The 24353-nt window shown below is 34.8% G+C and carries 26 protein-coding genes and 1 riboswitch (1 of these 27 only partly in view); of the genes, 12 read left to right on the top strand and 14 right to left on the bottom strand.

Going from position 1 to position 24353, the window contains the following annotated elements:
• Positions 1 to 239 precede the first annotated feature (239 nt).
• The gene (locus tag FEZ18_RS04790) at positions 240 to 3137 is read right to left on the bottom strand and encodes a leucine--tRNA ligase (RefSeq protein WP_153267272.1); all 2898 of its coding nucleotides are present in this window, start codon (positions 3135 to 3137) and stop codon (positions 240 to 242) included.
• Positions 3138 to 3493: 356 nt separating this feature from the next.
• Here FEZ18_RS04790 and FEZ18_RS04795 point away from each other — a divergent pair, with 356 nt between their 5' ends.
• The 5 genes from FEZ18_RS04795 to FEZ18_RS04815 all read left to right on the top strand — a co-directional run bounded on the left by FEZ18_RS04795 (position 3494) and on the right by FEZ18_RS04815 (position 7032).
• The gene (locus tag FEZ18_RS04795; RefSeq protein ID WP_153267273.1) at positions 3494 to 4372 is read left to right on the top strand and encodes a cell division protein FtsX; all 879 of its coding nucleotides are present in this window, start codon (positions 3494 to 3496) and stop codon (positions 4370 to 4372) included.
• A 73-nt stretch (positions 4373 to 4445) separates the two neighbouring features.
• Positions 4446 to 4712 (top strand): DUF3098 domain-containing protein, encoded by a 267-nt coding sequence (locus FEZ18_RS04800; RefSeq protein WP_153267274.1) that lies wholly within the window; start codon positions 4446 to 4448, stop codon positions 4710 to 4712.
• 57 nt (positions 4713 to 4769) lie between these two features.
• Positions 4770 to 5567, top strand: coding sequence for an undecaprenyl-diphosphate phosphatase (locus FEZ18_RS04805; protein ID WP_153267275.1), 798 nt, complete (start codon positions 4770 to 4772; stop codon positions 5565 to 5567).
• A 1-nt stretch (position 5568) separates the two neighbouring features.
• Positions 5569 to 6261 (top strand): tRNA pseudouridine(55) synthase TruB, encoded by a 693-nt coding sequence (gene truB, locus FEZ18_RS04810; protein WP_153267276.1) that lies wholly within the window; start codon positions 5569 to 5571, stop codon positions 6259 to 6261.
• 582 nt (positions 6262 to 6843) lie between these two features.
• Positions 6844 to 7032: a hypothetical protein gene (locus FEZ18_RS04815; RefSeq protein WP_153267277.1), complete on the top strand. Its 189-nt coding sequence runs from the start codon at positions 6844 to 6846 to the stop codon at positions 7030 to 7032.
• Here FEZ18_RS04815 and FEZ18_RS04820 read toward each other — a convergent pair.
• On the bottom strand, positions 7016 to 7633 hold the full coding sequence (locus FEZ18_RS04820) for a thioredoxin family protein (protein WP_153267278.1): 618 nt from the start codon (positions 7631 to 7633) through the stop codon (positions 7016 to 7018). The two genes, FEZ18_RS04815 and FEZ18_RS04820, sit on opposite strands and share 17 nt — an antisense overlap.
• A 142-nt stretch (positions 7634 to 7775) precedes the next feature.
• On the opposite strand from FEZ18_RS04820, the gene FEZ18_RS04825 reads away from it, so the two are divergent.
• A complete protein-coding gene (locus FEZ18_RS04825; protein ID WP_153267279.1) occupies positions 7776 to 8339 on the top strand; it encodes a DNA-3-methyladenine glycosylase I in 564 nt (187 codons plus the stop codon).
• A 103-nt stretch (positions 8340 to 8442) separates the two neighbouring features.
• Here FEZ18_RS04825 and aat read toward each other — a convergent pair whose 3' ends face one another.
• The 3 genes from aat to FEZ18_RS04840 form a co-directional block, all read right to left on the bottom strand.
• On the bottom strand, positions 8443 to 9066 hold the full coding sequence (aat, locus tag FEZ18_RS04830) for a leucyl/phenylalanyl-tRNA--protein transferase (RefSeq protein WP_153267280.1): 624 nt from the start codon (positions 9064 to 9066) through the stop codon (positions 8443 to 8445).
• Positions 9067 to 9204: 138 nt separating this feature from the next.
• Entirely contained in the window at positions 9205 to 9582 is a 378-nt protein-coding gene (locus FEZ18_RS04835) for a DUF3127 domain-containing protein (RefSeq protein WP_153267281.1), read from the bottom strand.
• A gap of 47 nt (positions 9583 to 9629) precedes the next feature.
• Entirely contained in the window at positions 9630 to 10499 is an 870-nt protein-coding gene (locus FEZ18_RS04840) for a flavin reductase family protein (protein ID WP_153267282.1), read from the bottom strand.
• Positions 10500 to 10711: 212 nt separating this feature from the next.
• On the opposite strand from FEZ18_RS04840, the gene FEZ18_RS04845 reads away from it, so the two are divergent.
• Together FEZ18_RS04845 and FEZ18_RS04850 are read left to right on the top strand one after the other, a co-directional pair.
• Positions 10712 to 11866, top strand: coding sequence for a sensor histidine kinase (locus FEZ18_RS04845; RefSeq protein WP_153267283.1), 1155 nt, complete (start codon positions 10712 to 10714; stop codon positions 11864 to 11866).
• Between the two features lie 12 nt (positions 11867 to 11878).
• Positions 11879 to 12232 carry a hypothetical protein gene (locus FEZ18_RS04850; RefSeq protein ID WP_153267284.1) on the top strand — a complete coding sequence of 118 codons (354 nt, stop codon included), beginning with the start codon at positions 11879 to 11881 and terminating at the stop codon, positions 12230 to 12232.
• Between the two features lie 26 nt (positions 12233 to 12258).
• Here FEZ18_RS04850 and FEZ18_RS04855 read toward each other — a convergent pair whose 3' ends face one another.
• Both FEZ18_RS04855 and greA read right to left on the bottom strand, forming a co-directional pair.
• A complete protein-coding gene (locus FEZ18_RS04855; RefSeq protein ID WP_153267285.1) occupies positions 12259 to 12648 on the bottom strand; it encodes an HIT family protein in 390 nt (129 codons plus the stop codon).
• Between the two features lie 94 nt (positions 12649 to 12742).
• Complete coding sequence (gene greA, locus FEZ18_RS04860; protein WP_153267286.1) at positions 12743 to 13216, bottom strand: transcription elongation factor GreA; 474 nt, start codon at positions 13214 to 13216, stop codon at positions 12743 to 12745.
• 197 nt (positions 13217 to 13413) lie between these two features.
• Between greA and FEZ18_RS04865 the strand changes: the two genes are divergently transcribed.
• A complete protein-coding gene (locus FEZ18_RS04865) occupies positions 13414 to 13836 on the top strand; it encodes a hypothetical protein (RefSeq protein ID WP_153267287.1) in 423 nt (140 codons plus the stop codon).
• Positions 13837 to 13896: 60 nt separating this feature from the next.
• Here FEZ18_RS04865 and FEZ18_RS04870 read toward each other — a convergent pair whose 3' ends face one another.
• The 6 genes from FEZ18_RS04870 to FEZ18_RS04895 form a co-directional block, all read right to left on the bottom strand.
• Positions 13897 to 16134, bottom strand: a complete 2238-nt coding sequence (locus FEZ18_RS04870) for a TonB-dependent receptor (protein ID WP_153267288.1) — start codon at positions 16132 to 16134, stop codon at positions 13897 to 13899.
• A gap of 146 nt (positions 16135 to 16280) precedes the next feature.
• A riboswitch (TPP riboswitch) is annotated at positions 16281 to 16371 on the bottom strand.
• A gap of 90 nt (positions 16372 to 16461) precedes the next feature.
• Positions 16462 to 16869: an alternative ribosome rescue aminoacyl-tRNA hydrolase ArfB gene (gene arfB / locus FEZ18_RS04875; RefSeq protein ID WP_410505140.1), complete on the bottom strand. Its 408-nt coding sequence runs from the start codon at positions 16867 to 16869 to the stop codon at positions 16462 to 16464.
• On the bottom strand, positions 16869 to 18989 hold the full coding sequence (locus tag FEZ18_RS04880) for a DUF4301 family protein (protein WP_153267289.1): 2121 nt from the start codon (positions 18987 to 18989) through the stop codon (positions 16869 to 16871). Before FEZ18_RS04880 ends, arfB begins: the two co-directional genes overlap by 1 nt.
• A complete protein-coding gene (gene pnuC, locus FEZ18_RS04885) occupies positions 18950 to 19582 on the bottom strand; it encodes a nicotinamide riboside transporter PnuC (protein ID WP_153267290.1) in 633 nt (210 codons plus the stop codon). Before pnuC ends, FEZ18_RS04880 begins: the two co-directional genes overlap by 40 nt.
• Positions 19566 to 19826 carry a hypothetical protein gene (locus FEZ18_RS04890; protein WP_153267291.1) on the bottom strand — a complete coding sequence of 87 codons (261 nt, stop codon included), beginning with the start codon at positions 19824 to 19826 and terminating at the stop codon, positions 19566 to 19568. Before FEZ18_RS04890 ends, pnuC begins: the two co-directional genes overlap by 17 nt.
• 46 nt (positions 19827 to 19872) lie before the next feature.
• Positions 19873 to 20502 carry a 4'-phosphopantetheinyl transferase family protein gene (locus tag FEZ18_RS04895; RefSeq protein ID WP_153267292.1) on the bottom strand — a complete coding sequence of 210 codons (630 nt, stop codon included), beginning with the start codon at positions 20500 to 20502 and terminating at the stop codon, positions 19873 to 19875.
• A 135-nt stretch (positions 20503 to 20637) separates the two neighbouring features.
• Here FEZ18_RS04895 and ahcY point away from each other — a divergent pair, with 135 nt between their 5' ends.
• Positions 20638 to 21954, top strand: coding sequence for an adenosylhomocysteinase (gene ahcY / locus FEZ18_RS04900; RefSeq protein ID WP_153267293.1), 1317 nt, complete (start codon positions 20638 to 20640; stop codon positions 21952 to 21954).
• Between the two features lie 185 nt (positions 21955 to 22139).
• Here the strand turns inward: ahcY and FEZ18_RS04905 are convergent, their stop codons facing one another.
• On the bottom strand, positions 22140 to 22400 hold the full coding sequence (locus FEZ18_RS04905; RefSeq protein WP_153267294.1) for a hypothetical protein: 261 nt from the start codon (positions 22398 to 22400) through the stop codon (positions 22140 to 22142).
• A gap of 281 nt (positions 22401 to 22681) precedes the next feature.
• On the opposite strand from FEZ18_RS04905, the gene FEZ18_RS04910 reads away from it, so the two are divergent.
• Positions 22682 to 24004, top strand: coding sequence for a M16 family metallopeptidase (locus FEZ18_RS04910; protein WP_153267295.1), 1323 nt, complete (start codon positions 22682 to 22684; stop codon positions 24002 to 24004).
• A 77-nt stretch (positions 24005 to 24081) separates the two neighbouring features.
• Positions 24082 to 24353 carry the 5' portion of a M16 family metallopeptidase gene (locus FEZ18_RS04915; RefSeq protein ID WP_153267296.1) on the top strand. 1798 nt of this gene lie beyond the right edge of the window, so the window shows 272 of its 2070 coding nt (coding positions 1-272); it begins with the start codon at positions 24082 to 24084; its stop codon lies beyond the right edge, outside the window.

Below are 24353 nucleotides of genomic sequence, written 5' to 3' on the forward strand. Positions count from 1 at the left end.
AGTTATACCAAATTAACCTTACGACATTTCAAAATTAAATTGGTAATAGGTTTTGTTTTAGCGTATTCAAACTTAAATACAAAAAGGCTTCATAGATACAAAGGCTGAAGTGGTAAAAAAGATTTTTAAGCAACTTCAAAGAAAACTAAAAAGAAAACCCCGAGGCACAGCCATCGGGGAAATTTATATGATACAAAAAGCACACAACACTTAAAAAATTGCTTTAATAAGACCTCATATTACCCTACGATATTGACAATCTTTCCAGGTACTACAATCACCTTTTTAGGTGTTCGTCCTGCCAGTTGTTCTTGTGTTTTCTCGTTTGCTAACACGGCTTTTTCAATATCGTCTTTACTCATATCTAAAGGCAACTCCATAGTAAAACGCATTTTTCCGTTAAACGAAATGGGGTAATTTTTGTTGCTTTCTACTAGGTGCTTCGCCTCAAATTTTGGGAATGTGGCCGTGGCAATAGATGTCTTATGACCCAATTTTTGCCATAATTCCTCTGCAATATGTGGGGCATAAGGAGAAATTAAAATCAATAAAGGCTCTAAAACAGTTTTACTTGTGCATTTTTGAGCTACCAATTCGTTAACGGCAATCATAAATGTTGACACCGATGTATTAAACGAAAAACTCTCGATATCTTCTTGTACTTTTTTAATGGTTTTATGTAGAGTTTTTAATGCTTCTTGGGTTGCTGGTGCATCGTTAACCCGTAAACCATTTTCATCAACATATAGTTTCCAAAGTTTTTTAAGGAAAGAGTGCACTCCAGAAATACCCGCAGTATTCCATGGCTTATACTGCTCTAAAGGGCCAAGAAACATTTCGTAAAGACGCAGACTGTCTGCTCCATAATCTTTAACAATATCGTCTGGATTAACGACATTTAATTTAGATTTAGACATTTTTTCTACATCTCTTCCTACCGTATACACACCATCTTCTAACAAGAAATCTGCACTTGCATAATCTTTTCCAAATTCACTATCATTTTTTAGTGCTTCGATATTCAATTCATCTGATGCGTTCACATAGCCTACTTTAACATGTATAGGAATTAAGTCGACTAAGGCAGAATCTGAACCGACAAAATCTCTAACGATGTCTTGAGCGACTTCAAACGTCTCTTTACTGTTAAATTTATCCCATACCGATTTAGGAACGTACTTGTTAGGGAAGCCAGACACGCGATAAACAAAAGCACTCGTCCCCAAAATCATGCCTTGGTTAATTAATTTTTTAGCAAACTCATCAACTGGTACTTCGCCTTTATCGAATAAGAATTTTTGCCAAAACCGCGCATATAATAAATGGCCTGTGGCATGCTCGCTCCCACCAATATACAAGTCGACATCTTTCCAATAATTAAGGGCTTCTTTACTTGCAAACACTTCGGTGTTATGGGCGTCCATATAACGGTTAAAGTACCAAGAACTTCCTGCCCAACCTGGCATGGTATTAAGCTCTAAAGGATGAATGTGCTTATTGTCGATTAAATCGTTTGAAACCACTTCGTTTTTAAGGGTATCCCAAGCCCAAACCGTAGCATTGCCCAGTGGAGGTTCGCCAGTTTCGGTAGGTAAATATTTTTCGACTTCTGGTAGTTTTATGGGTAAATGTTCTGCGCTAATCATTTGCGGCATCCCCTCGACGTAATATACAGGAAACGGTTCGCCCCAATAACGCTGGCGACTAAACACAGCATCGCGTAAACGGTAATTGGTTTTCCCTACACCTTGACCCATTTGCTCCAACTCGAAAATAACGCGCTTGGTAGCCTTCTTATAATTCATCCCGTTAAGAAAATCACTATTACCAATAATGGTTTTTTCTTTCTCTGAAAACGCTTCTTCTGAAATATCAACCCCTTCAAAAATATTAGGTATAGGTATATTAAAATGCTTAGCAAAATCGTAATCGCGCTGATCGCCACAAGGTACAGACATAACAGCGCCGGTACCGTATCCAGCTAAAACATAATCGCCAATCCAGATTGGAATAGGTGCTTTTGTAAACGGATGTTCTGCATAAGCTCCAGTAAACACACCAGATATGGTTTTTACATCGGCCATTCTATCGCGCTCACTGCGCTTAGATGATGCCAAAACGTAAGCTTCTACAGCATCTTTTTGCTCTGAGGTTGTTATTTGTGAAACTAAGTCGTGCTCTGGTGCTAATGTCATAAAACTAACGCCAAAAATAGTGTCTGGTCGAGTGGTAAACACATCTATAACGGCTTCGTGGTTTTTTACTTTGAATGTTACAGAAGCCCCAACAGATTTCCCAATCCAATTACGCTGACTTTCTTTTAAAGCATCGGTCCAATCAATATCATCTAAGCCCTGTAATAAACGTTCGGCATAAGCAGAAATACGCATGCTCCATTGGGTCATTTTCTTACGTATCACAGGATAGCCTCCACGTTCTGATACGCCATTAACAATCTCGTCGTTTGCTAAAACGGTGCCTAAATCTGGACACCAGTTCACTTCGGTTTCTGCTAAATAGGTTAATCTGTATTGCAATAAAATTTCTTGCTGCTTCTTTGATGAAAACGCATTCCAATCATTTGCAGAGAAAGATTCAATATCGTCATCGCAAACTGCATTTACTTTTGTGTTTCCTTCTGAAGCAAATATTCGTTCTAATGTTGAAATCGCCTCAGCTTTATCTGAATCTTTATTGTACCAAGAATTAAATAATTGAATAAAAATCCATTGTGTCCACTTGTAATAACTCGGGTCTGAGGTTCTTACTTCCCGAGACCAATCGAACGAAAATCCAATTTGATCCAATTGACGGCGGTAGGTTTTAATATTTTCTGCGGTGGTAATAGCCGGGTGCTGCCCGGTTTGTATAGCGTATTGCTCGGCCGGCAAACCAAAGCTATCGTAACCCTGAGGATGCAAAACGTTAAACCCTTGATGCCTTTTGTAACGCGCATAAATATCGGAAGCGATATATCCCAACGGATGCCCTACATGTAAACCTGCACCACTTGGGTAGGGAAACATATCTAGAACGTAATATTTTGGTTTTTCGCTACTATTCTCGGCTTTAAACGTTTGGTTTTCGGCCCAATATTTTTGCCACTTGGCCTCTATCTCGTTAAAATTGTATTGCATCTTTATTTTTAATCGGTTAGCATGATTACAAAAACGTTAATGCATTTTCACATTATTAAAATGCAACTAACTCTTAACGTTTGGTTTTTAATCACGAATTTTAAAGCTGCAAATTTACGTTTTTATAAATCAACTTAAAAACCTTTGTATTTAATAGTTTGTACTCCAAAAAAACACACAAGACTCAGAGAAAAACTAATATCAGGTTAAAACTTCTTTTTTTTATGACTTAACCAGGTTTCATGAAAATGTAGACTATATATAATGTGGTTATCACAACAATATTAAGATGTTTTAGTTAATATAAACAAAGATTGCCAAGACTTTGTTATTTTTACCTTTTTAATATTATTTTTATGAGTTCATCTTTCGAAAAACATCAAAAACGCAGACTTATTTCCTCCTATTTCTCGGTGGTATTAAGTATTGCTTTGGTTTTGTTTTTATTAGGTTTATTAGGCTTGCTTATTCTCAATGCCAAAAAAGTCTCAGATCATTTTAAAGAGCAGGTGGTGCTTACTATATATTTAAAAGAAAATGCCAAAGATGTAGAAGTAAAGCAACTTGAAAAAAGCCTAGCAATGGCCGATTATGTTAAATCGACCGAATACGTCTCTAAAGAACAGGCTGCAGAATTTATGAAGGCCGAAAACGGTGAGGATTTCATGGACTTTGTAGGTTACAATCCGCTGCAAAACTCTATAGATGTGCATTTAAAAGCAGATTTTGTAACCTCTGAGCATCTGGACAAAATTTCGGCGGAAGCCTTAAATAAAAATTTTGTAGATGAAGTAACCTATGATAACGACCTTGTAAACTTGATGAACGATAACGTGAGAAAGATAAGTCTTTGGGTTTTAGTAATTAGCGGTATTTTTACTGTAATTGCCGTGTTATTGATTAATAGCTCTATAAGATTGTCGGTTTACTCCAAACGCTTTACTATTAAAACCATGCAAATGGTGGGCGCCACAAAACAGTTTATAAGGCGTCCGTTTGTACTTAAAAGTGTGCGTTTAGGCATAATTGGTGCCATTATCGCTTTAATTGGAATGGGTGTTGTTCTATTTTATCTCAACAAAACTTTCACAGAACTAGAATTATTAAGCAATCCCATTTTAGTGGGTGCTCTGTTTATGTTTATTTTTGCCTTAGGCATTGTGATAACTTGGATTAGTACTCACTTTGCAACCCAACGTTTTCTAAATCTTAAAACCGACCAATTATACTATTAACAATATTTACGAATATGTTACCCTTCAATTTTAAATAAATACGTTAATTTGCACAATTGTTTTACAAAGGATTATGGGAGAAAAAAAAGGAGATAAAAATTCGAAACCAGTATTTGTTTTTGGGAGAAAAAACTATAAATTCATGTTTATTGGTTTAGCTTGTATTGCGTTAGGTTTTATTCTAATGGCTGGCGGTGGCAGCGACGATCCAAATGTTTTTAGTCCCGACATTTTTAGTTGGAGACGCATTCATTTAGCACCAACTTTTATCATGATTGGATTTGGCTTACAGGTTTACGCTATTTTATTGAATCCTAATAAATCTAATTCCGAAAAATAAACAGCCAATAATCGGGCTTTAAAGCCTATACTTCTCAATTATAATATTATTTGTCACATGGACATAATCGACTCAATTATTCTTGGAATAATTCAAGGGCTAACCGAATTTTTACCCGTATCGTCTAGCGGTCATTTAGAAATAGGAAAAGCCATTCTTGGTGATGATTCTTTACCTGAAGAGAGTTTACTATTTTCTGTAGTCCTACATTTTGCAACCGCATTAAGTACTATGGTTGTTTTTAGGAAAGATATTTTTAGCCTTGTTAAAGGAGCATTAAAATTTGAATGGAATGAAGATTTACAATTCATTTCTAAAATTGCTTTTTCGTTAATTCCTGCAGTTGCGATTGGGTTACTGTTTGAAAAACAGTTAGAATCTCTTTTTGGAGACAATATATTATTTGTAGGTCTCATGCTTATTATCACAGCCGTTTTATTATTTTTAGCCGATAAAGCGAAAGACACCAACAAAAAGGTATCTTTTAAAGACGCCTTTATAATTGGTATTTCGCAAGCAATAGCGCTATTGCCTGGCATTTCTCGCTCTGGAGCAACCATCTCTACATCGGTATTATTAGGAAATGATAAAACTAAGGCAGCGCGGTTCTCTTTTTTAATGGTGGTGCCTTTAATATTTGGTAAAATAGCTAAGGATGCTTTAAGTGGAGATATTTCGATGGAAAGTCAGAATATAACCGCATTAGCTGCAGGATTTATTGCGGCCTTTGTATCGGGGCTCTTTGCCTGCACATGGATGATTGCTTTAGTTAAAAAAAGCAAACTCTCTTACTTCGCCTACTATTGTATAATTGTTGGTGTTATTGCTATTGTTTTTGCTTTACTAAACTCGTAATATGAATTCGAAAGAAGCCTATCTTTCTGGCCAGATTTTACTTATCGATAAGCCTTTAAACTGGACCTCGTTTCAGGTGGTAAACAAACTTCGTTGGGAGCTACGCCAAGCGTTCGATATAAAAAAAATTAAAGTTGGTCATGCCGGCACACTAGATCCGCTAGCTACAGGCTTGTTAGTAATTTGCACGGGTAAAATGACCAAGCAAATCGACACCTTTCAGGGACAAATAAAAGAATATACCGGTACTTTTGTTTTGGGAAGCACCACCCCTTCTTTCGATTTGGAAACTGAAATTAACGACACCTTCGAAACCAAACATATTTCGAAGAGCTTGATTCTAAATACAACCAAACAATTTATTGGAGACATACAGCAATTTCCTCCTGTTTTTTCAGCATTAAAAAAAGACGGAAAACGCTTATACGAGTATGCTAGAGCTGGTGAGTCGGTAGAGATAAAATCGAGAACGGTAAATATTCAAGCCTTCGAAATTACAAGAATTGATGGCTTAGAAGTAGATTTTAGAGTCGTTTGCAGCAAAGGCACGTACATTCGAACTTTAGCAAACGACTTTGGAAAGGCGCTGCAGTCTGGAGCGCATCTATCTGCTTTAAGACGTACAAAAATTGGAGATTTTAATGTAGCCGATGCCGTTTCAATAGAAACTTTCATAGCATCATTAAAAGGCTAAATTGTTTATTTTTGCGTATATTTCGGAAATAACCTACTCAAAGTAAAAACAACTCTGGACTTAACAAATCAACATAAAGCGTTACTCATTACGTTTCTTTTAACGGGTACAGTCCTGCTTTTTATTTTTAATCTCGGCTTAAAAAAACATCCAGAAATAGCCGCAGAAAGTTATTATCAAATAATACCAGAAGAAGAACTTACTGAAGAAGCTCTTGAAAAACTGGAGAAGTTAGAGGAATTAAATGCTAGCCAAGCCGAAACCAACAAAGCATTTAATGAGACTACAAAAAATAAACCTTTTGCCGAGGCTTATAAACCCATTACGCCACCAGAAGAATACATACCAAAAAGTAACGACGCTTTCGAGCAAGAAGAAACTTTTGAAAAAGAATATAAGGACACTTACGAATCTAAACTGAACACTGAAGCCCTTTCCTCTTTTAATAAGGTAAACGAATTACTGAAAAAACAACAAAACGAGGGTGAAAACACCAAAAGCAGCATTAGCTTTTCACTAAAAGACAGAGAAAAAATTCATATTCCTATTCCTGTATATTTATGTGAAGTGGGCGGCAAAATAGTGATAAACATTACAGTAAACACCAACGGTAATGTTGTTGATGCTTACGTAAATTCTTCCTCATCGACATCTAACCAATGTCTAGTCGAGCATGCTTTAGAGTATGCAAGAGCATCAAAATTTAATGCCGATGCTAGCAAAAAAGAGCAAATAGGCTCTATAACTTTTCACTTTATTGGCAAACTTTAGACTCCAGTTTGTTAAGCATTTCAGTTAAATCTGTAATAACATTTTGCCCTTTATCTTTATTGTACCAATGTTGTAAATCTTCTTTAAATTCTGGAGTAATAGCACCGTATTTTGCTTTAAAACGAGTCACATAATTTGTAGCCTCTGTTGGTCGTGGTCCAAAAGTATTCAAAACTTCGCCAGTAGCATTGTCAAGCATTATTAATTTAGGTATTGAACGGCCGCCATCTGTTAAAAAAGCATCCATTAATTCTAAATTTTCATCTCGAAGCACTAATTTTAAATCTATATTGTCGTTTAATTCGGCTACTTTATTAATAGCAGGTACCACATGTGCCGCATCCCCACACCAGCTTTCTGTTATAACCAACCAAGTCACTTTTTCTTGAACAGCCATAATTTTATCTTTAAGCTCTTCAGAAATTTTAATGGTTTTATCCCAACGCTTCATTCGGCTTTCGTTAACCTTGGTGAACTCAATTAACTCCTCAGTTTTTTCTGGTCCTGTTGTAGAACCCTCTCCAACCAACTGCTTCATTAAATCTCTGTACTCACCGTATGTCATACTGTGTTCTAAACTATTTTTTATAATAGAATCCATAATTTTTTTGTTTTTTTGATAAAAAATTAATCTGCAAATTTAGTATCTTAACATCTTAATTTAGATGACTTTTGTCATATTATGCACATAAACCTTACAACGCCTTAAAAATTTAACTTATTTAGGGTCTTAATCTTAGGATATGGAAAATAATAAATGTGGTTGGTGTGTTGGCGACACGCTTTACGAAACCTATCATGACGAAGAATGGGGCGTTCCCGTTTACGATGATGCTAAACTTTTTGAATTTTTAATTTTAGAAACCTTTCAAGCTGGTTTAAGCTGGATTACCGTTTTGCGTAAACGTGAAAATTTTAGAAAAGCCTTCGATAATTTCGATTATAAAAAAATAGCTACTTATAACCAAGAGAAAACAGATGCCTTACTGCAAGATTCGGGAATTATAAGAAATAAGCTAAAAGTAAAAGCCACCATTAGCAACGCACAGGCTTTTATAAAAATTCAGAAAGAATTTGGGTCGTTCTCAAAATACATTTGGGACTTTGTTGATGGAAAACCCATTAAAAACGCGATTAGAAATTACAAAGATGCACCAACCAACACAGCGCTAAGCGACGCTATAAGCAAAGACTTAAAAAAATACGGTTTTAAATTTGTGGGTTCTACCGTTGTTTATGCGCATATGCAAGCTACAGGAATGGTAAACGACCACGAGGTGGGGTGTTTTAGGTATGCAGAGGTTTGATTTTCGATAAATACAATTATGGTTAAGTTTAGCTATACGCCATGACTGCTGCTAATTTAAATCTCCCGATAAATCTTTTTCGTAAAACACCACGCTCGTTTAACTATAAATATTTTAAAAAATCATCTCTAGAAATCTCCTCGGCTCCTAAACTTTCAAGATGTTTGGTGTGCACTTGACAATCTATAAGCTTATAATTCGTATTTTGTACAAATGTGATAAGCCCTACTTTACTTGCGTTACTTTCTTTAGCAAACATACTCTCGCCGCAAAATACGCTATTTCCCAGGTCTATACCATACAAGCCTCCAACCAAAGTATTATCCCGCCATACCTCAACAGATTTTGCATAACCTAATTCATGAAGTTTTACATAGGCCTCAATCATACTACTAGTTATCCAAGTACTTGCTTGATCTTTACGTTTTATTTTAGAACAGGCTGTAATTACCGCTTTAAACGCCTTATTGACCGTGACAGAATAATTGCCATTACGCAACACCTGTTTCATGCTTTTAGAAACCTTTAGTTTCTCTGGAAATAACACAAATCGCGGGTTAGGCGACCACCACAAAATAGGCTCCTCATTTTCAAACCAAGGAAATATACCATGTTTATAAGCGTATAATAAACGCTGTACAGACAAATCTCCACCAATAGCCAGTAAGCCCTCTGGAGTGGCTTCGTTAACATCGGGAAATTTTATATTCTGGAAAGAATACTGCATTGTAATTTTCTTATTAAAATAATAACCTCAACGCTTTAACAAACATTGAGGTTATTAAAATTAGAACTCTAAAAACATTATTGTATTACCTATTATAGATTATATAATTGTTAAACAATACCGTAATTGAGTTACTATTTAAAAAGGCAGATCGTCGTGATCGTCTTCCTTTAAATTCGATGCTGGCTCAAAAGCGTCTGTTGGTGGTACTGGTGGTAAATTCCCCTCTGAAGCCTCTGTTTGCAAAGCCTCAATTCTCCAACCTTGAATCGAATTGAAATACTTGGTTTCGCCTTGTGGGTTAACCCACTCCCTACCTCGTAAATTAATGCTTATTTTAACTTGTTGTCCAACATTATAACTGTTAAGTAAATCTGTTTTATCTTGAACAAATTCCACCATAATATGCTGTGGATATTGCTCCTCTGTAGTAACCACTACCTCTCTTTTTCTAAACCCGTTACTACCAAAAGTTTGAGTTTCTCCTATCATTTTAATTCTTCCTTGAACTTCCATTTAATCAATTTTTATTCGTAATTATTATTCTTGTATTCTACTCTTTTTTAGGCCAATAAAATTTTCCAAGCGCTATCGACATCGCCTTGACTTAAATAATTTTGCGCCAATTTGTGCTTTTCTACGAGTGTCGCAGATTTGATATCAGGATGGCGCGATCCTAAATTTTCAACAAAATGCTGTACACTTTTATCCGTTGGCAAGGCTTCAACATTAGCTAACATTCCAAAATTATTTCCTGTTAAAACCGTACTGTTTTTAACACAATCGGGGAAACTATCGACACCAATACCTAAAGTGGATAAAGGTTTTGGAATTTCGAAAAAACCGTTTTTTGCTCGGCTGTAATAGCTCCCCCCTGCTCTGGCAACCAAATCTAATTTATTTTGATTTATCGTACCTTCTTCATCTAAAACATTTTTGTTAATATGAAGTTTTACAACTTCGCAAATCACAAGATTCCCTGCACCACCTTTATCTCCTAATTTAACAATTTCGTTCACTTGACATTCAAATTGAATTGGAGATTCTGCAACACGAAACGGTTTAACAATATCAGACTTCAGCATGGTTAAGCCGGCCTTTTCAAACTCATTAACTCCCTCTTCATATTCTGTACTACTCAAAGACATTTGATGCACCAAATCATAATTTACAACGTTAATCACCACTTCTTTTACAGCCTCTACATTTTGCAATGTGTGTTTAACCGTATTTCCTCTAACCCGACGCGCTGGAGAAAAAATGAGAATTGGTGGATTTGCGCTAAACACATTAAAAAAACTAAACGGTGCTAAATTAGGTTTACCATTAGCGTCTAAAGTACTGGCGAATGCAATAGGTCTAGGCGCTACTGCACTTAGCAAGTACGCATGCAATTTACTAGTTGACAATTCTTTAGGACTAAAAGAGGTCATGAAATCTTGAATTTAGTTTTCACAAAACTAGTCAAAAAATATCTAAAAATTCAATCTAGTTTTAACAATAGTTTCCACTTGTTAAAAAATAATCAATAACTTACTCTTATCTATGTAGAAAACGTATTTTAATCAACTAAAATCCGATTTATAAACTACTCCAGCAATAATATTTATAGATTTGCATTATATTACTTGAGAAACAATTGCAAATGATTTTTGAAGAGTATAAAAATACGTTTCGATGGATTATGATTGTGGCATCATTCTTAATCGTAGCTCTTATTTTGTTGAAAACTTACGAGTTTTTTCAACATTTTAAAGAAGAGGAACGTATTAAAATGGAAAATTGGTCTTTTGCTCAAAGTGATTTGCTTAAAACAGACAATTTAGATGTTAATTTGGGAGACTTACCCTTAAAGGTGATTACCAGTAACCAAACTACACCTATGATTAAGGTGGATAAAGATGGTACTATTGAGTTTAACAACATCAATGATAAAAGAGCCACAGACTCCACCTATATTAATAAACTTATTTTAAAATTTAAACAAGAGAACACTCCCATTCAAGTCACATTAGACGACACGATTGTAAGTACCATTTACTATGGCAACTCCCCTTTGTTAAATAAATTAAAATACTATCCGCTTGCATTAATTCTTATTATTGTTTTATTTGGAGCTGTTATATTTTTCTTTTATCGCAGTAATAAAAATGCCACTCAAAACAAACTGTGGTCTGGTATGGCAAAAGAAACCGCACATCAAATAGGCACACCATTATCGTCTTTAATTGGTTGGACAGAAATTTTAAAAAGCGAACAGGTTAACCCTGATTATATTGTTGAAATTGAAAAAGATATAAATCGTTTACAAACCATCACAGAACGTTTTAGTAAAATAGGTTCTATTCCAATCTTAGAACGTGCCGATATTATAAAAGAGACCATTGAAGCTTACAGTTATTTAAAAACAAGATCGTCTAAGCTTGTAGAATTTGATATGGTTACACCAACAGGAGAGCTACCAGTAAAACTAAATAAGCAACTGTATGGTTGGGTGATTGAAAACTTAGTAAAAAATGCTATTGATGCCATGAAGGGCAGAGGAAAGCTATCCATAAGAATTACCAAATTAGAAAAAAACGTAAAAATAGAGATAGAAGATACTGGAAAAGGAATTCCAAAACATCAATTTAAAAAAATATTCGAACCTGGTTTTACCACCAAAAAACGAGGTTGGGGATTAGGCTTATCGCTAACGAAACGAATTATAGAAGATTTTCACGATGGCACAATAAGCGTGTTAAAATCTCAATTAAATAAAGGTACAACTATTCAAATTGTGTTGCGCAGTGCGCGTTAATAATTATTAATTATGTCTGAAAAATTTATCACTTTAAAAGAAGTGGCATTAAATAATAACTGCCCAGAATGTTTTAGCAAAGTAGGATTGCGCTTAACCTTTAAGCAAAAGTTTATTGAAACCAGCTTCTATAAATCTATAACAAATACAATTAACCATAATATTGTCTGCGAAACTTGTAACACCACTATTTATCCCGTGCAGTGGACAGATGATATTGAACGCGTTTTCGAATACCATCAAAAGGCGTTTACACCAAAAAAAACATCTACTTACCTAAAGAAACTATCTTGGATTGTTATTTTATTTACAGCAATTATTCTAGTAGCAGTCGTATTTTTTATACTCCTACAATCTTCAAATTAAAGAATACCGTGATAATGTGATACTTTTTACAGCTGAGCCTTTATAGCAGCGGCTGTATTTTCAAACTCTTCCACCGTCATTTTTACTTTATTAATAAACTGCGCATCGTCCATACTGTGCAACGGGATTAAATGTACATGGGTATGTGGGACTTCTAATCCAATTACGGCCATACCTACACGCTTACATGGCACCACTTTCTCTATAGCCAAGGCAACTTGCCTAGAGAATTGCATTAAACCGTTATATGTAGCTTCGTCTAAATCGAAAATTTTATCGACTTCCTTTTTCGGAATACACAGTGTATGTCCTTTGCTATTAGGGTTAACATCGAGAAATGCCAAAAACTCGTCGGTTTCAGCCACCTTATAACAAGGAATTTCCCCTTTTATTATTTTAGTAAAAACAGATGCCATAAATGTTGTGGTTTTTTTAGTTATGGGATAAATATAAAAGATTCCTGAATAAAATAATCAGGAATCTTTTTTTAAAAACATAATTAATGACTAATTATCTAGTAATTTCAATAATATCAAATTTAATAATACCATTAGGAACCTGTATTTCGGCGACATCGCCTACAGATTTCCCTAGTAACCCTCTTCCTATTGGAGAATTAACAGATATTTTGCCCGCAGCCAAATCGGCTTCACCATCGGCTACCAAGGTATAATTCATTTCCATACCATTGGTTTGATTTTTTATTTTTACTTTAGATAATACTAATACCTTAGACATATCTAACTGCGATTCATCTATTACACGGGCACCAGCTAGGGCTTCCTCTAGTTTGGAAATTCGCATTTCTAACATGCCTTGTGCTTCTTTGGCTGCATCGTATTCTGCGTTTTCACTTAAATCGCCTTTATCTCTCGCTTCGGCAATAGCTTTCGATGCTTTTGCGCGCTCTACATCTCTCAATTGATTTAGCTCGTCTCTTAATTTTTTTAAACCTTCCGGTGTATAGTACGATACTTTACTCATAACTTCATTTTTTATTTAATAAAAAAGGTGCTAAAATTTAATATTTATAAATCCCTGACTACTAGTCGATATTTTACAAATACACAAATTCAGCCCATAAAAAAAATCCCGCATAAACGAGATTCTTTCACAAATATACAAAATATTTAACTTAATTTCCTTTTTCTTAGTAAATTACAGCTTTTATTTAACATGTTATGAAACCCTATCTATACCTCTTTATTTCTCTCGCTTTTATGGCTTGTAGTAAAAATTCTGTCGACGAGAATTGTAATTTTATTCCAAATATAGGTGTTAATGAAAGTTTTAATTTGGTTTTTGAGCCTTTTAGTAGGCTTAGTATTGGGACTTCCATATATGTGCCAAATTATGGCTATCGAGGTATTTTTATAACCAATACCGGTTCGGGGTATGTTGCTTTTGAAGCCACCGACCCAAACCACATTCCTAGTCCCTGCTCTAAATTAACATTATCTGGGAATAATGCTATTTGTGGTTGTGAAGATGCCAATACCTATAATTTGTTTACTGGCTTGCCTGTAAACAACTCCGAACTGAGATGCCGTTTAAAAGAGTATCGTGCTGAAAAAACTGGAAATACACTTCGGGTTTACAACTAAAACCCTCTCCTATCCCCTCTCAAAGAGGGGCTAAGAAAAAGTAAAAATTCTATTCTTTTTTTAAAATTTTAAAGTTGCTCCCACTAAAAAATTAGTGGTGGCTTGTGGGTAATATCCTGCACCTTCAATAGTTGTGGTAACTCCTGGAGAACTCCAAGTATCATCGAAAGTATAATAATATCCGTTTGATACATATTTTTTATTAAACATATTATTTACCAAACCAGACAAAACGATAGTTTTAAAAACAGATTTTGGATTAATTTGATACGTTATACTAAAATCATTTACAAAATAATCTTTTAATTTTGAAACTTCAGAATCGGTATTCCCCATATACTGCTCCCCTACATATTTACTTAAAAGTGACATTTGTATGTTGGAATTCGGACTGAAAACCAAGGCATTTGCGGCTACGAATTCTGGTGAAAATGAGAGGTTTGTTTTTCCTAAATTTTCTAATACACCGTCTCTTTTAAAAAATGTTTCTTTATTTTTATTAGAACTTAGAGTAAAGTTTGGTTGCATTGTAAACTGCTCAGAAAGCCTTATGGCCGCTTCAACTTCTAGACCTAACCTGTAACTCTCGCCGCTATTTGTTCGTATTGGTGTACCCGTATTATCTATGGCACCTGTTAATACCAATTGCTCATCGTATAACATATAATAGGCATTGGTGCTTATTCTGAAAGCGTTATTGTTATACCTCCAACCCAGTTCGAAATCGTTTAATTGTTCTGGTTTTATGCTTGGGTTACTTTCAAAATCACTTCGACTGGGTTCACGGTTTGCTCTGGCGTAAGAAAAGTAAAAACTGTTATTCGAGTTTAATTTATAGGTAATTCCAGCTTTAGGATTAAAAAAATCGTAGTGTTCATTTACCAATAAATTTACCCGATCTGATGTTAATCCTGTGGTTTTATAATCTACAAAACGCATTTGTAAATCGCCATACAAACTCACTTTATCATGAAGTCGGTAGGTGGCTTTCGCAAACAAACTAAAGTCTTTTTTCTTACCTTGCCCGCGATAATAGTTTTCGCGAATATTAGAATCACTCGCGTATTGTGCCCATATTATTTCGCCAATATGGTCGCCAATATAGCTGCTGTAGGATAAACCAAAATTCATATCCAACATATTTTTTTTATAGTTTGCACTTGCGTTTACAACGTAAAAATGATTATCCAACCAACGGCGACGAATTAAATCGGTTTCATTAATAGTTTCGCCACCAATGGTAATTTCGGCTAATCCATAATCTTCAAAAGATTCATCTTCCTTGTATTGCTCAAAATAGCCCAGTCCTTTTGTGTAATTTAAACCTAAATTTGTGGACCAATAGTTATTGTAGCGCTCGTTCCAATGCAATTGATAATGGTCTTGGTTATAATTGTCTACTTCGTTATCGTAAAACTGTATTACCCCATTTTCGTCGGTGTACTGGCCCGCAGTATTGTACGTTCTATTATTTTCCAACAGATCTGGGTCTTCTAAACCATTCCAGGATTGATAGGTTATTTCTTTCCCACCAAATACAATGGCTTTTATTAGAGTATTATGGTCGACGTAAGCTCCCTGAAGAAAGTACGATTTTAAATCTGATGTCGCGCGATCTATATAGCCATCAGAATTAATTTGAGATAAACGTCCAGCAATCTCAAAGTGATTATTGAGTTTCCCAGTACTAAATTTTACTGTGTGCTTTCTGGTATTATAACTACCAAAAGAATTCGAAATTTCGCCATTTGCGTCTTCTGAAACTGCATCGGTAAGAATATTAATACTGGCACCGAAAGCGCCCGAACCATTGGTTGATGTCCCAACACCACGTTGCAATTGTAAACTTTCTACCGACGATGCAAAATCACCTAAATTAACCCAAAATGTGCCTAAAGATTCGGCATCGTTATACGGAATACCATTAAGGGTAATATTGGTAGATTGTGCATTAATACCTCGAATACGAATACCGGTGTAACCAACACCAGCACCAGCATCGGTGGTAGTAACTACCGAAGGTAAGAAATTTAGCAAAACTGGAATATCTTGTCCTAAATTGCGTTTCTCTAAGTCTTCTTTTGAAACATTTGTGTGTGTAATTGGCGATGTGGCTTGTACGCGAACCGCTCGTACTAAAACTTCGTCTAGCGTTTGTGTTTTGGTAGAATCCTGTTGGGTTTCGTTTTGTTGTGCATTAAGGCCTAAACAGAGTAGGACAGCAAACAAGAGTAACACTTTTTTTTGATAAAATTCCTGCCTTAGCAGAGATGACAAATTGTTGAATAGGTTTTTCATTACGATTATATTAATAATCGAATAAAAAGAGGTCATTATTCTTTAATTGTTAATAAATGATTTTTTGCCATTACTAGGTATTTTTATGAAGTGGAATCGTTTTCTATCAAACAGATTACAACAATAATAAAAGGTTACTTCGCAATGACGGTATAATTTTAAATTCCTAAACAGCATTACCTGTTCTAGGTTCAATGGGTCTGATCTCAGCCGATATAGGCACCCCTTTTTTGAGAACGCTACAAATATAAAATGAATTATTGATTTATTATAACTTCTAAATACAATTTTTAAAAAAACGAAATTTCCCAGAAGATATTCTGGCTTTTAATCGAGATCTGGCTTTCTTCTACGCGACTTTTTTTCTGAAAGATTTCGTTTGTATTTTAGGCGTTTTCGAATAACAGATTTTGGAATTTTGGTAGGTATTCTTTTTTTGGGGACTGCTAAACTTTTAGAAATTACATCGAAAAATCGTTTAATCACCAGGTCTTTGTTTTTATGCTGGCTCCTACTTTCATCACATTGTAATATTAAAACACCGTCTTTTGTTAATCTGTGTTGTAGTTTTTGCTGCAAGCGCTCTTTTTGACGATCACTAAGCGCAATCGACTTTAGGACATTAAAAGTGAGTTCAATTTTAGAAGATACTTTATTTACATGTTGTCCACCAGCACCAGAACTCCTAATGGCTTTAAACTTTACTTCTTGTAACAAGGCTTCTTTGTCTATCATTATAAACCTTGGTGTTGTGGTTTTAATAAATCGTTAACGGTTTTAACAGGGTTAAAAGTTTCTAAAGGAATCTCAACAAAAATAGAGTTCCAGTGAGCCATACTTCCATTCCATAAACCTGGTAACTCTAATGCCTTTATAGGGTCTCCATTTTGTGTTTTCATAGTAACAAAAGCAGCCTCAGGATCCACATATTCCAAAAGATTAAACGCTTCGCCTTTATAATTTTTTGTGCCGCAAACCAAATCTGTAGGATTAAAATGGGTTGCGTTATTGGCGATTTCAAACTGTGCTTTATTATTTATATCAATTTGAGCAAACTCTACAATTTGTAAAGATATTTCCTCATATTTATCTTTAACCCAAAATGGACCACCACCAGGCTCGCCCTCGTTTTTAACCATACCACAAACACGAATGGGGCGGTTTAGCTTTTCTTTTAAATAGGCTTTCTTTTTAGATGAACTTAAATCATCAAACTCATCAGTAATCGAAACATTTAAATTTTCAGAAAGAAATAAAGCCATAGCCAGCATATCTGCTTCGGTAACCGTTTCATTATCTAAGTCATGTAAAAAAGAAAACACCTGCTCCTGAGCTTTTATCAGCACTCCTGCAATAAGTTTTTTGTATTTAGCTTGTTTTTTACTGTTGTCAAAAACTACAATATTATCGATGTTTTTTATAAATATTAGATCGCTATTTAGAGCGTTTAAATTTTCTAATAAAGCGCCATGTCCTGAGGGTCTAAATAAAATAGAACCATCTTTATTTCTATAAATTTCATGACTCTCGGTTAATGCTACGGTTTCTGTCTCTTGTTTTTGATAAGAAAAAGACACCTTAAAAGTTGTGTTTGTTTCGCGTTCTAAATTTGTTACAATTTTAGCCAATTCATCATCAAAATAAGACTGATGTTTTTCTGAAATTGTAAAATGTAAATTTGCCTTTTTATTGGAAGCCCCATATAATGTAGACTCCAATAAATGCTCATGAAAAGCCGAAACGACACCATCTTTATATTTATGAAATGGCAACAAGCCTTTTGGTAGAAAACTATAATTTAAAGCGTTTTCGTCGAGCATAGTTTTTATAAACTCTAAGTAAGTCTGCTCTTTAGATAAACGCTCGACATTGGGGTGTCTCGTTTTTAGTTTTGATAAAACTTGGTGATAAAACGGGAATTGCTCTAAGTTATCAACAAAAGTAAGTATTTGGGTATCGTTGAGTCGCTTAGCGTAAGCTTCAACGGTTTCTTTCTCGGGGTTAAATTGCTGTAAAAACTCAAACAGAAATTTAAACATACGAGTTGCGGCTCCAGATGCGGGTACAAACTTGACCATATCTAAACTGTTTTGTTTGCTCTCGTACAAACCAATTAAATCTTCAGCCTCTGCTTCTGTATATTTATCTATACCGTTTTCTATACTTGCCGCAGCGACAAGATTGGAATAAGACATACCGTTTTTAATGCGCTCTACTTGCTTTTCAACTTGTTTAACCGAGATGCCTTTACTATTTATATGTACAACATCTGTATCTAATAACAATAAATTCTTAATTGACAAGAGCTCATCAATATGCTTTACCGCAGTTTCTAAACGTGTTTTTTTATCACCTTTTAATACAACATAAGGTCTGTTATATTTAATTAATGCCTCCTCAAAAGCGTTAAACATAGCCTCTCTATCTTCTGGCCGATCTCTTAAATCGTCTGCCTCCCATGGAATATCTATATAGGTTAAAAAATACAAGTCGTAAGTGTTTTGTAAAGCATATTTTTCTAGCAACGGATGGCAAGTACCCGAGTAATATGTTTCAGAATACACCTTTGTTTCCAACAAATCGGTATCGCAAATTAACACAGTATTGGTTTTTGTAGCGAGTTCATTTTCTAATGTCATTTGCCCTTCGGCAATAGGTAATAGATCTTTTACCTCACAAGTTTTACGCTCGTTGTTCCATTTGTTTTGTAAGTATTCACGAGCATATTCCGGTACCCAAACCGAGTTGTAATACCGTGCCAACTTTCTAGACAAAGTTGTTTTTCCAGTAGATTCTGGTCCAAACAAAACTACTTTTAAGCAGTTTGCAGGTTGTTGTTTATATTTTTCTTCCATGCTAAATAACCCATTATGGCAATAACTGTAAATCCTAAATATTGAAAACTCGTAAATGTAAAGCCTTTGTAAAAATACAATAGTATTGAGATAAGATCACCTATAATCCAAAAAATCCAGTTTTCAAGTTTTTTGCGTGCCATTAACCACATACCCACAAAAAAAATAGCTGTGGTCACGGTATCGATATAAGCCACAAAACCTGTCCATTTATCAAAATACAAATAAACGAAGTAAACGAATAGCAAAGTTGCCATAAATATTACTGTACTTATCTTTTTCTCTGCACTTGACATACGTGTAATTTGGGTCACTTGTTTTTCGTCTACCTTTCTAGTCCAAATATACCAACCATAGATACTCATTATAAAATAATACCCATTTATCATCATATCGCCTAACAACTCCCATTTAAACAAGAGATACACAAAAATGCTCGTGCTAATCATGCCTGTTGGAAATACCAGAACGTTATTTTGTTTAGAAAACCAAACAGAAAGAAATCCAAAAATTACCGCAACAATTTCTAGAGCGATATCGGTGGTTTTATAGTCTGAATACTGCTCAAATAAAAACTCAAAAATGGGGTTCATAGTTTTGTCTATCTGTTTTCACTATTTTCATGTAGAGCACACCGTTTTCAATCAACTGAAAAGCCTCTTTTATTTCATTTTGTAGCAGGTGCATCACCTCGTTGTATTCTCCGTACACCTGTGTGCTTAAGGGATTTTCTATAACCGTAAGGTTTGAAGCTCTTAATTTTTTAATAAAATGAATAATGGCAGGTTCGAAATCGTTTTGTAAAGGCGATAATGTTAATTCTACTGATATTTTCATAAGGTTGCTTTAATTTTTCTGGTGTAGAAAACACATATATTCGAATTTAATTTTCTAGGGCATAGGCACAGGTAAAGCCTTCGAACTCTAAAAAATGTGTATCGTATTTATGTTTTCTGTGGTTGTAATCAATCCAAGCTACAGTTTCGTTATCTTTTAAACAAAACGGAATAACCAAACAGTGTTTTCTAAAACTTAATCCTGGTGTTGCAAAAAGCTTGTATAAAGATTCCTTGATACACCAAATAGCCGTTAGTTTCTTGGTATAATCGGAATTTTTTTCATCTAGATAATCAAACTCATAATCTATAAACTTGTGCGCGATAATATTAATTTTAGACCGTTGCTTTTCGATATCTATTCCAATAATAGCGTCGCTCACAATAATTGCAGAAAAATTAAAAGAATGTGTTATAGATATGTGCTTTCCATCTTTTAAATAGGGTTTGCCGTTTTCGTTATAAATTAAATCCTTATCTGTATAGCCAAAGGCTTCAAGCAATTTACGCACACTTAAAAAGCCGCGCTGATGCAATTCACTCTTCATGCCTAAAACCCGTTCTAAACTGGAAGGTTTTAGATAGACAGACTCATACAAATCGGTATAAGATTCTGTAATCTTCCATATTTTAACAGTAGTTTGTGAATTTGGTTCTATGGTTTTATAAAGTGGCATTTATAAGTTTAAAAGTTATTAGTTATCTTTGCAGCCTCTAAGGTAATAAGCAATTTTTAAGCGAATTTAACTATTTTATATTCTAATCCAAAAGTTGTTTCCTTTAATACAATATTCTAAAAAAAAGAAAAACACATGAGCACAAAAACAATTCCATACGTAGCCCATAAAGTAAAAGACATGTCGCTTGCAGCGTGGGGACGAAAAGAAATAAAATTAGCAGAAGCCGAAATGCCAGGTTTAATGAGCCTTCGTGAAGAATATGGAAGCACTCAACCCCTAAAAGGAGCTCGAATTGCTGGTTGTTTACACATGACCATTCAAACGGCAGTTTTAATTGAAACCTTACAAGCTTTAGGGGCCGAAGTGACTTGGAGTTCTTGTAATATTTTTTCGACTCAAGATCAAGCGGCAGCTGCGATTGCTGCAACTGGAACCTCGGTTTATGCCTGGAAAGATATGACTGAAGAGGAATTTGATTGGTGTATCGAGCAGACCTTATTTTTTGGAGAAGACCGAAAGCCTTTAAACATGATTCTTGATGATGGTGGCGATTTAACCAATATGGTTTTAGATAAATATCCAGAATTAGCTGCAGGTATAAAAGGCTTATCTGAAGAGACGACCACGGGTGTTCATAGATTATACGAGCGTGTAAAAAATGGTACTTTACCAATGCCTGCTATTAACGTAAACGACTCGGTTACAAAATCTAAATTCGATAATAAATACGGTTGTAAAGAAAGTGCTGTTGATGCGGTACGTAGAGCAACTGATATTATGTTAGCCGGAAAACGCGTAACAGTTTGTGGCTACGGCGATGTTGGGAAAGGAACTGCAGCTTCTTTTAAAGGTGCTGGAAGTATTGTAACAGTAACAGAAATAGATCCTATTTGTGCCTTACAAGCAGCGATGGATGGCTTTGAAGTAAAGAGACTAGAAACGGTTGTAGCCAATTCAGACATTGTAATTACTACGACGGGGAATAAAGATATCGTTCGTGCCGAACATTTCGAAGCGATGAAAGACAAGACCATTGTGTGTAATATTGGCCATTTTGATAACGAAATTCAAATGAGCTGGTTAAATGAAAACCATGGTCACACTAAAGATACCATTAAACCTCAAGTAGATAAATACAATATTAACGGAAAGGATATTATTATCCTTGCCGAAGGTCGTTTAGTTAATTTAGGTTGTGCAACTGGACATCCAAGTTTTGTAATGAGTAACTCGTTTACTAATCAAACTCTGGCACAAATTGAACTGTGGAACAATGCAGAAGCCTACCAAAACGATGTGTATATGTTACCTAAACATTTAGATGAAAAGGTAGCTAAATTACACCTTGAAAAAATTGGTGTAGAGCTAACAGAATTAAAGCCAGACCAAGCGGAATACATAGGCGTTACAGTTAATGGCCCATACAAACCAGAGCACTACCGTTACTAAACAAAGCTGGTTATTTTGAAAAGCCTTTTAGTAATAAAGCAATCTAATATTTTAGATTAAATTTTAAATAAAATCCCAAGCAGCCCTGTTTGGGATTTTTTTTCGGCTCTAAGTAAAAGAAGTGCAGGCTAGAGATATAACTTCATTAAACAAGAGCTTAGCATCTGTAAACCACAAACAACACTCTATTTATCATCAAAATAAACTATTAAACCCTCATCTATCTTTAGTTTCAAAGCATTAATATCGATACCTTGATGACCATAAACCGCAATATTCTTAGAGGTGCGGTTGCGCTCAACACTTTTTCGTATTTCAACGTATTCTACCTCATTAAAGCTTTCCAAATAGTCTTTAACTTCTCGATCTAAAGATTCATCATTTAAAAAAATCTTGATAATTTGTTGGGTTGGAGCGTTTCTAATTTCTGATTTGAAAACTACCATATAAAACAATTTAGATGAAACAATAACACACAAAGTTTAATAATTATCTAATTACCTGTTATATAGGTTAATTGAGATAGCATAATTACAAAACTTTAAACCTTTTTAAATTATACATCTTTCAAAGTACAATAAATAAAACTAACAATCAAATAGTTATTTACAATAATGACGGCACAAATATCAACAAAGGCATCTTTTTTTTGTTATTTTTGAAAAAGACACACAAATTTTTTCCTAACAATAAAATATAATAAACAATTAATTATAAACTTTAAACAATGAAAAACAAACTATTATCGTTGGCAGTTTTGCTTTTAGTAAACTTTGCTAACCATGCTCAAAAAGTTGAATTTGAAACCTACCAGCTTAGTAATGGTATGGATGTTATTCTACATCAAGACAATACCGCACCTGTAGTAACAGTGTCTGTAATGTACCATGTTGGCGCAAAAGACGAACATCCAGAACGTACAGGTATGGCACATTTTTTTGAACACCTTTTATTTGAAGGTACTAAAAATATAGATCGTGGAGAATGGTTTAAAATCGTGAGCTCTAATGGCGGAAGCAATAATGCCAATACTACAGACGATAGAACCTATTATTATGAGGTATTCCCTTCTAATAGTTTAGAATTAGGGTTATGGATGGAGTCTGAGCGTTTAATGCACCCAATAATAAATCAAATTGGTGTAGACACTCAAAATGAAGTTGTAAAAGAAGAAAAACGTCTGCGTGTAGACAACCAGCCTTATGGAAAATTTCTAGAAAATGTAAAGCTTCATATGTTTAAAAAACACCCTTATAAAGGCACTACTATTGGAAAAATGGAGCACCTTGATGCCGCTACTCTAGAAGAATTTCAAGCCTTTAATAAAAAGTATTACGTACCTAACAATGCTGTTTTAGTGGTGGCTGGGGATATCGATGTGCCTTCAACAAAAAAAATGATAGAAGACTATTTTGGCCCCATCCCAAGAGGAGAAGACATTGTTAGAAACTTCCCAAAAGAAGACCCGATTACAGAAACTATACGAGCGAAAGCTTACGACTCTAATATACAAATCCCTGCGGTGGTCACAGCTTACAGAACTCCAGCCATGACAGAGCGAGATGCATACGTTTTAAACATGTTATCTAGTTATTTAAGCACAGGCAAAACATCTAAGCTTTATAAAAAAATGGTAGACGAGAAGAAAATGGCTCTACAAGTGGGGGCGTTTAATATAAGTCAAGAAGATTATGGCACTTATATCGTTTATGGTTTACCGCTTGGTGATACTACGTTAGACAATTTAATAGCAGAAATTGATGAGGAAATCGTTAAAGTACAAACCGATTTAATTTCTGAAAGAGACTACCAGAAACTTCAAAACATATTCGAAAACAATTTTGTTAATTCAAATTCAAGTATTGCCGGAATAGCGAACTCTTTAGCCCGTTACCATATGTTATACGATGATGTGAATTTAATAAACAACGAAATTGATATTTACCGATCTATAACTAGAGAAGAGATTCAAGCGGTGGCAAAAAAATACTTAAACCCTAATCAACGCTTAGTGTTGGAGTACTTACCTGAAACAGAAAAAGCAAAATAATAAAAAATATCAGCTTCATTCAAGCATCATTCGTGTTTGAATCTATAAAGTGTGACTTTTTAAAATCAATAAAACAAATGAAAACAAAAATAAACGCATTAATAACACTGTTTTTAATAGCAATTTCGGCAAACGCTCAAATTGATCGATCGGTGCAACCAAAGCCAGGTCCTGCTCCTGTAATCACATTAGAAACCCCACAGGAATTTGAACTTAAAAACGGATTAAAAGTTTTAGTCGTAGAAAACCGTAAATTACCACGAGTATCTTATTCTTTAAGAATAGACAACCCTCCTAAAAACGAAAACGAAATTACAGGAGTTTCTGGTATTTTAGGTGCTATGATGGG

The sequence above is a fragment of the Oceanihabitans sp. IOP_32 genome (assembly GCF_009498295.1).
Classification (GTDB): domain Bacteria; phylum Bacteroidota; class Bacteroidia; order Flavobacteriales; family Flavobacteriaceae; genus Wocania; species Wocania indica.